The organism is Micromonospora sp. NPDC003776 (assembly GCF_053605645.1).
This window is the reverse complement of the sequence record NZ_JBSGJR010000477.1, coordinates 1-5,651: the sequence shown is the minus strand read 5'-3', so window position 1 is coordinate 5,651 and position 5,651 is coordinate 1. Positions and strand designations below refer to the sequence as shown.

Below are 5,651 nucleotides of genomic sequence, written 5' to 3'. Positions count from 1 at the left end.
CAAGGGCTTCCCGAAGTCCTGCTGCACCAGCCTCAACGAGGTGATCTGCCACGGCATCCCGGACTCGACGGTGCTGGAAGGGTGCCGCCGGGGCGCAGCGCCCGCCGGGCCGCGTCGAGCACGCCGGCCAGGTCCGGCGCGGGCAGGTGCAGGTAGCTGATCAGCACCAGGTCGTAGCTGCCCGGCACCGGCCGGTACGCGGTCACGTCGGCGACCCGCCACTCGACGGTCACCTCCCGCGCGGCGGCCAGCTCGCGGCCCCGCTCGACGGCCACCTGCGAGAAGTCGACCGCCGTGACCCGCCAGCCCTGCTCGGCCAGCCACACCGCGTTGCGGCCCTCCCCGGCGGCCAGGTCGAGAGCGGCGCCGGGGGTCAACCCGGCGACCGACTCGACGACGAAGCGGTTCGGTTCAGCGCTCCACACCAGTCCCGACGCGCTCGCGTACCGGGCGTCCCAGGTGCTGCTGTCCACTGTGTTCCCTCCTCTGGCGGCGCACCACCGCCACGGTGACCGTACCGGCTACCGCAAGCGCTCCCAGGACGATCAGGCCGAGTGCCATCCGTGCGGGCAGTTGCTGGGCGAGGACGAAGACGCCCATCACCACGACGAACCAGCCGAACGCCTTGCGCAGCAGGTCCGCCGGGATCTTCCCGGCGAGGCGACCGCCGAGGAAGCTGCCGACGACGGCGGCGGCGGTCACCGCGAGGGCCAGGCCCCAGTTGATGCTCACGCTGGAGAGGTAGCCGGCCAGGCCGGCGAAGGACTTCATCGCGATGACCACCAGCGAGGTGCCCACGGCGACCGGCATCGGCAGGCCGCCGAGCAGGGCCAGGGCGGGCACCACGAGGAAGCCGCCGCCCGCGCCGACCAGGCCGGTGACCAGTCCCACGACGATCCCGTCCAGGACCACCCGGAACACCGGCAGCTCGTGCGGCACCGGCTTGCCCTCGGCGGAGCGCCGGCCGCGGATCATCGCGACCGCGGTGGCCAGCATCATCACCGCGAAACCGGTGAGCAGGAAACCGGCCGGGACGAACTCGGCGAGCCGGCCGCCGGCGTAGGCGCCGCTCATGCCGGCGAATCCGAAGATCAGCCCGGTACGCCAGCGGACCCGCCCGGCCCGGGCGTGCGGCAGCACGCCCACGGCGCTGGTGGCGCCGACCACGAGCAGGGAGGTGGCGATCGCCTCCTTGGCCGGCAGTCCGGCGACGTAGACCAGCAGCGGCACGGCCAGGATCGACCCGCCGCCGCCGAGCAGTCCCAGGCTGACCCCGATCAGGACGGCCAGCCCGACGGTCAGCAGCAGGGTGGCGCTCACGCCCGCCCCCCGTTGCTGTCCCGCAGCTGGCCGACGATGGTGTCCAGGTCGCAGCTCGCGCCCCGGTTGTACGGCAACTTGCTCAGCATCATGCCCATGGCGCAGGTGTTGGTGAGCGCGGCGAAGGTGAGGCCGGCGCCGATGAACCCGGCGACCCACTTCAGGCCGGGCACGAACACCGAGCCCAGGACGCTGGCCAGGACGATCGAACCGGCGACCAGGCGGACCTGCCGCTCCAGGTCCCAGCGGGGGGCGCCCTGCTTGGTCGGGGCGTTCGCCGCCTGCCAGGCGAGCATGCCGCCGTTGAGGACCTTCAGGTTGGGCAGCCCGACCCCGGCGAGCGCCTGCTCGGCCTGGGTGGCCCGGGCGCCCGAGCGGCAGATCAGCACGACGTCCTCGTCGAGGTGGTTGCGCAGCTCCTCGCGGTGCTCCTTGAGCAGGTCCAGCGGGACGTTGTAGGCGCCGGGGATGTGCACGGTCTCGAATTCGGCCGGGGTACGCACGTCGAGCAGTCGGGGGGCGCGCCCGGAGTCGATCAGCTCGCGCAGGGTGGTGGCGTCGAGGGTGGCCGGGCGGGTGCTCTCGGAAGTGCTCATTTCTCCTCGTTCTGGGACGAACCGCCGTGGTCGGCGGCAGGGTGGGTTGCCGGCCGGCGCTCCGTGGCGCCGGCCGCTGTCTCGGATACGGGTCAGGCGTGGTCGGCCATGGCGACGCCGGCCGCCTCGGCCCGGTCGAACTTGTCGTCGATGACGACGACCTCGCGGCCGGCGTTGGCCAGCAACGACGCGGCGGCGGTGGCGCGGTAGCCGGAGCCGCAGTGCACCCAGACCGTGCCCGCCGGCAGGTCGGCGAGCCGCTTGGGCAGGTCGGGCAGCGGGATGTGCACGGCGTCCGCCACGTGGCCGGCCCGCCACTCGTTCGTCATCCGCACGTCGAGCACGACGTCCGGGGCGGGTAGGCCGGCCGGGGTGTGCCCGGCGCGGGCCGCGGCCAGGGCCGGGAAGTCGGCCATCCGCAGCTCGCGGAGCTGGTCGGGGGTGGCCGCCCACTGCTCGGCCGCGCCGGTCGCCTGGGCGGCGGGCCGGTCGATGCCGATCCGCACCAGCTCCCGCTGGGCGTCCGCGACCTGCTCCGGGGTCTCCGCCAGCAGCGTGATCGGCGTGCCCCAGTCGATCAGCCAGCCGAGCCAGGTCGACATCGGGCCGTCCAGCCCGAGGCTGACAGTGCCGGCCAGGTGCGAGGCCGCGTACGCCTTGCGGTGCCGCAGGTCGACCACCCACTCGCCGGCGGCCATCCGGTCGCGGAGCTGGTCCGCGTCGGCCCGGGTGACCGGGGTGAGGTCGACCGGCGCCGGCCCGGCGTTGTTCGCCACGCCCATGTGGGCGTAGTACGCCGGGTAGGCGTCCAGGCCGGAGAGGGTCTCGGTGACGAACTCGTCCGTGGCCAGCCGCAGCACGGGGTTCGCCTGCTTCTCCCGCCCGATGGTCGAGTCGGGGGCGTCGGCCTGGCTGGCCGAGCAGAAGCTGCCGAAGCCGTGCGTCGGCCACACCTGCGCGCCGTCGGGCAGCAGGTCGGCCAGCCGTCGCGCGGAGGCGTGCTGGTGGCGGGCCAGCACCTGGGCGTGTTCCTGGCCGAGCAGGTCGGTGCGCCCGGTGGTGCCGAACAGCAGCGAGCCGCCGGTGAAGACCCCGGCCGGCTGCCAGCCGCCGTCGGTGGCCTCGTCGAGGACGTACGACAGGTGGTGGAACGTGTGGCCGGGGGTGGCGATCACCCGCAGGCGCAGGGCGTCGGAGACGGGCACCGTGTCGCCGTCGGTGACCGGGATCCGCGCGAAGCCGACCTCGTCGTCGGCGGCGACCAGGTACCGGGCGCCGGTGATCCGGGCGAGTTCCAGGCCGCCGGAGACGTAGTCGTTGTGGATGTGCGTCTCCACCACGTGGGTGATCCGCACCCCCTTGGCGCCGGCGAGGTACAGGATCCGGTCGAGGTCGCGCTGCGGGTCGACGACGATCGCCACCCGGCCGTCCGAGGCCAAGTAGCTCCGGTCGCCGAGCGAGGACGTCGCGATGACGGACACGTCGACTGCCATGTGCCGTTCTCCTTCCCTTTCCCATATACCCCGGGGGGTATGTGGGAGACAGACTTCTGCCCGGGTTACGGGCGCGGGTTACCCGCCCCTGCCGCGATCAAGCGGCGGGGGCGGTGAATTCCTCGGTCAGGCCAGGGCGAGGAAGAGCTTCTCGAGCTCCTCCTCGGTCATCTCGGGCTCCTCGCCCCGGTCGCGGGTGGTGCCGCAGTGCCGCATCCCGGACGCGATGATCTTGAAACCGGCCCGGTCGATGGCCTTGGACACGGCCGCGAGCTGGGTCAGGGCGGAACGGCAGTCCTCCCCGTTCTCCATCATTTCGATCACGGCGTTGAGCTGGCCCCGGGCCCGCTTGAGCCGGGTCAGCGCCTCGCTGGTCATCTCGGGTTGAAGCTTCACGGCGCTACCTCCTGCGTTCAACATACCCCAGGGGGTACGGTCTCGCTACCGGATACCCCCACGGGTATCTTCAACGGCGAGGGTCGCCGGCGGATTCCCCGCCGGTCCGGCGGATGTGTGCGGCGACCGTTCTTCTCATTCCGGGAGGATTCATGGCTCCGATGCGGCATCACCGAGTGGTCATCGTCGGCGGCGGCACCGCCGGCATCAGCGTCGCCGCGCGGCTGCGCCGGGCGGGCGTGGACGACGTGGCTCTGATCGAGCCCGCCGAGCAGCACTACTACCAGCCGCTCTGGACCCTGGTGGGCGGCGGGCAGGCCACCGTGGCGGAAACCGTACGGCCGGAACACAAGCTCATCCCCAAGGGTGTGACCTGGATCCAGGACCGGGCGATCGGCGTCGACCCGGACAATCGGAACGTGGCGCTCGCCGAGGGCGGAACGGTCGGTTACGACCAGCTCGTCATGGCGCCCGGGCTCCAGCTCGACTTCGACGCGGTGCCCGGTCTCGCGGAGTCGGTGGGCACGCGCGGCGTGTCCAGCAACTACCGCGTCGACCTCGCGCCCCGCACCTGGGACTTCATCCGCGCCGTCCGCGGCGGCACCGCGATCTTCACGATGCCGGCGGGCCCGATCAAGTGCGGCGGCGCGCCCCAGAAGATCGCCTACCTCGCGGCCGACTGGTGGCGCCGCCAGGGCGTCCTGGACGACGTACGGGTCATCCTGGTCCTGCCCACGCCGACCATCTTCGGCCAGCCGGACTGGGCCAGGGTCCTGACCGACGTCGCCGCCGGCTACGGCATCGAGGTGCGGTACCAGTCGCAGCTCGTCGAGGTCGACGGCGACAGCCGGCGCGCGGTGCTGCTGGACGACGCCACCGGCACCAAGGAGACGCTCGACTACGAGCTGCTGCACGCCGTACCCCCGCAGAGCGCGCCGGACTGGCTCAAGGGTGGCCCGCTGGCCGACCCGGCGAGCCCGTACGGCTACCTGGCCGTCGACCGGCACACGCTGCGCAGCGACCGGTGGCCCGAGGTCTTCGCGCTGGGCGACGTGGCGAACCTGCCGACCTCGAAGACGGGGGCCGCCATCCGCAAGCAGGCGCCGGTCGTGGTGGCCAACCTGCTCGCCGCCCGCCGGGGTGAGCCGCTGCCGGGTCACTACGACGGTTACACCTCGTGCCCGCTGGTGACCGCCCACAACCGGATGCTGCTCGCCGAGTTCGACTACGCGCACCGGCCGAAGCCCAGCTTCCCGTTCCTCGACACGATGCGCCCGCGCTACGACATGTGGCTGCTCAAGCGCTACGGCCTGCCGGCCATGTACTGGCACGGGATGCTGCGCGGCCGGGCCTGAGCGGCGCGTCGCCCAATCACCGGCGGCCGGCCCCGGGCGACCGGCATCATGACCACGAGGGAGAGCAGAGCATGAGCTATGCGATGACCGTCCGTTCGGCCGCCGGGTTCGCCCCGACCGTGGAGCGCGTCCGGGCGGCCCTGAAGGACCAGGGCTTCGGGGTGCTGACCGAGATCGACCTGAGCGCGACGCTGCGCGACAAGCTCGGCGTCGAGCTGGGGGAGTACGTCATCCTGGGGGCCTGCAACCCGCCCCTGGCGCACCGGGCGGTGCAGGCGGACCCGGCGATCGGCCTGCTCCTGCCCTGCAACGTGGTCGTCCGTGCCGAAGGACCGGACCGTACGGTGGTGCAGGCCATGGACCCGCAGGTGATGGTGCAACTCAGCGACGCGCCGGAGCTGCGGGCCGTCGCCGATGAGGCCGCCGCCCGGCTGCGGGCCGCGCTGGACACCCTGGCCGGCTGAGCCGCACGGGGGCGCGGGCGAGCCCGC

The 5,651-nt window shown here is 72.9% G+C and carries 6 protein-coding genes and 2 pseudogenes; 3 read left to right on the top strand and 5 right to left on the bottom strand.

Annotated features, from left to right (window positions below; translation table 11 throughout):
* Positions 1–79: pseudogene (locus ACWEVO_RS28635) on the top strand (type I methionyl aminopeptidase); the annotation flags it as partial.
* 16 nt (positions 80–95) lie between these two features.
* On the opposite strand, the pseudogene ACWEVO_RS28630 reads toward ACWEVO_RS28635, so the two are convergent.
* The 5 genes and pseudogenes from ACWEVO_RS28630 to ACWEVO_RS28610 all read right to left on the bottom strand — a co-directional run.
* A pseudogene (locus tag ACWEVO_RS28630) lies at positions 96–425 on the bottom strand (class I SAM-dependent methyltransferase); the annotation flags it as partial.
* A complete protein-coding gene (locus tag ACWEVO_RS28625) occupies positions 412–1,320 on the bottom strand; it encodes a sulfite exporter TauE/SafE family protein (protein ID WP_452310593.1) in 909 nt (302 codons plus the stop codon). The gene ACWEVO_RS28625 and the pseudogene ACWEVO_RS28630, both read right to left, overlap by 14 nt.
* Complete coding sequence (locus ACWEVO_RS28620) at positions 1,317–1,916, bottom strand: rhodanese-like domain-containing protein (RefSeq protein ID WP_452310592.1); 600 nt, start codon at positions 1,914–1,916, stop codon at positions 1,317–1,319. Before ACWEVO_RS28620 ends, ACWEVO_RS28625 begins: the two co-directional genes overlap by 4 nt.
* Before the next feature lie 92 nt (positions 1,917–2,008).
* A complete protein-coding gene (locus ACWEVO_RS28615) occupies positions 2,009–3,409 on the bottom strand; it encodes a rhodanese-like domain-containing protein (protein WP_452310591.1) in 1,401 nt (466 codons plus the stop codon).
* Between the two features lie 126 nt (positions 3,410–3,535).
* A complete protein-coding gene (locus ACWEVO_RS28610; protein ID WP_452310590.1) occupies positions 3,536–3,805 on the bottom strand; it encodes a metal-sensitive transcriptional regulator in 270 nt (89 codons plus the stop codon).
* Positions 3,806–3,957: 152 nt separating this feature from the next.
* Between ACWEVO_RS28610 and ACWEVO_RS28605 the strand changes: the two genes are divergently transcribed.
* Together ACWEVO_RS28605 and ACWEVO_RS28600 are read left to right on the top strand one after the other, a co-directional pair.
* On the top strand, positions 3,958–5,160 hold the full coding sequence (locus ACWEVO_RS28605) for an FAD-dependent oxidoreductase (protein ID WP_452310589.1): 1,203 nt from the start codon (positions 3,958–3,960) through the stop codon (positions 5,158–5,160).
* 71 nt (positions 5,161–5,231) lie between these two features.
* The gene (locus ACWEVO_RS28600) at positions 5,232–5,624 is read left to right on the top strand and encodes a DUF302 domain-containing protein (RefSeq protein WP_452310588.1); all 393 of its coding nucleotides are present in this window, start codon (positions 5,232–5,234) and stop codon (positions 5,622–5,624) included.
* The last annotated feature ends 27 nt before the right edge of the window (positions 5,625–5,651 follow it).

Bases quoted from the DNA above. Each gene is read 5' to 3' on its own strand.
- ACWEVO_RS28605 (WP_452310589.1), top strand. From the start codon at position 3,958: ATGGCTCCGATGCGGCATCACCGAGTGGTCATCGTCGGCGGCGGCACC.
- ACWEVO_RS28620 (WP_452310592.1), bottom strand. From the start codon at position 1,916: ATGAGCACTTCCGAGAGCACCCGCCCGGCCACCCTCGACGCCACCACC.
- ACWEVO_RS28615 (WP_452310591.1), bottom strand. From the start codon at position 3,409: ATGGCAGTCGACGTGTCCGTCATCGCGACGTCCTCGCTCGGCGACCGG.
- ACWEVO_RS28600 (WP_452310588.1), top strand. From the start codon at position 5,232: ATGAGCTATGCGATGACCGTCCGTTCGGCCGCCGGGTTCGCCCCGACC.